Source organism: Plantactinospora sp. B24E8 (genome assembly GCF_039871735.1).
Lineage (GTDB): Bacteria > Actinomycetota > Actinomycetes > Mycobacteriales > Micromonosporaceae > Plantactinospora.
In genome coordinates, this window is the sequence record NZ_JBDPMH010000086.1 from 1 (window position 1) to 982 (window position 982).

General features: G+C 65.7%; 1 protein-coding gene. It reads right to left on the reverse strand.

Translation table 11 applies throughout. The annotated features are described in order from the left end of the window. Positions 1-23 precede the first annotated feature (23 nt). Complete coding sequence (locus ABGB21_RS36875; protein WP_347658673.1) at positions 24-917, reverse strand: IS982 family transposase; 894 nt, start codon at positions 915-917, stop codon at positions 24-26. Positions 918-982 lie beyond the last annotated feature (65 nt).

A 982-nucleotide genomic window follows, 5' to 3' on the forward strand; every position in this document is an offset into this window, starting at 1 on the left:
AGACGAGTTGTTCCGAATCCCGGTCAGTGGTCGTAGGCGATCAGTGACCGGGTGACGGGTGCACCGGTCTTGTTGTTGTGCCAGATCGCGGCGGTCATCGCGAGGAGGCGTTGGGCCACCCGTACGGCGACGCCGGCGAAGGTGCGTCCGCCGTGTTCCTCCAGATCAAGCTGGCCCTTGAGTGTGTCGTTGACCGACTCGATGAGCTGTCGGACCTTCTTGAGCATCGGTTCGCCGTAGCGCGTCTTCTCCTTCTTGCGGGACGGGCGTAGCAGGGTGATGCCCTGCTCGGCGAGGTCCCGCTCGAGTGGTCTGGACGCGAAGCCCTTGTCGCTGATCAGCAGGATGCCGTCGTGTTCGGCGACGACGCCGGCCTCCACCTCCAGCATCGCGGCGAGGACCTCCCGCTCGCCGAGTTTCGGGTTGGCCAGGGCCCACAGGATCGGCATCCCGGTCGGGGTGCACACCAGGTACAGCCGTAAACCCCAGAAGAACCGGGAGTGGGAGGCGCAGTAGCCGTATCCGGCCCAGCCGGCCAGGTCCGAGCGTTGCACGGTGGGTCGGGACATGCCGCACGGCACCGGGGTGGAGTCGACGATCCAGTGGTTGTCGAACCAGAAGTCACTGTCACGGGCCAGTTCCCGGATCACCTTCTTGACCAGCGGCAGGGCGGCGCGCAGCCGCTTGTTGTATCCCGGTCGTTGTGGCAGGTACGGGAACATGCCGGCCAGATGGATGCGGGCGTAGCGGATCCAGTGGGCTTCCGAGCGGGCGCCGAGCAGGACCTGCGCCACGGCCAGGCACACCAGTTCGGAGTCGGTCAGCAGCGGCGGCCTGCCGCGCCACCGGGGCGTGCGGATGCTGTCGTCGATCTTCACGTACAGTGCGGTCAAGAGGGTGTCCAGGTCTTGCGTCACAACATGATCTTGGATGCCCTCTCCTCATGCCTGGACATCGACCCCTGACTTCGGAACTACTCGTC